The organism is Sphingomonas sp. 10B4 (assembly GCF_035019905.1).
Taxonomy (GTDB): domain Bacteria; phylum Pseudomonadota; class Alphaproteobacteria; order Sphingomonadales; family Sphingomonadaceae; genus Sphingomonas; species Sphingomonas glacialis.
Window position 1 is genome coordinate 1 of the sequence record NZ_JASJVC010000332.1, and the last position, 269, is coordinate 269.

A 269-nucleotide genomic window follows, 5' to 3' on the forward strand; every position below is an offset into this window, starting at 1 on the left:
TCGCAACGAGGTGCGCACCGGCCATATCTTGACGCTGGAAGACCCGATCGAGTACCTGTTCCGCAGCAAGAAATCAATTGTTAATCAACGCGAAATCGGCAGCGATTCCGAGAGTTTGAAAACAGCACTGAAAAATTCGCTGCGCCAAGCGCCAGACTGCATACTCATCGGTGAAATCCGCGATCTCGAGACCATGATGGCCGCCATCGCCTACGCCCAATCAGGGCATCTGGTGTTGGCAACCTTGCATGCGAATAATAGTTACCAAG

At 52.4% G+C, this 269-nt stretch carries 1 protein-coding gene; it reads left to right on the top strand.

What is annotated here, in order from left to right; translation table 11 throughout:
* A partial coding sequence (locus tag QN347_RS20020) for an ATPase, T2SS/T4P/T4SS family (protein WP_323494432.1) occupies positions 1–269 on the top strand: 269 nt, incomplete at both ends.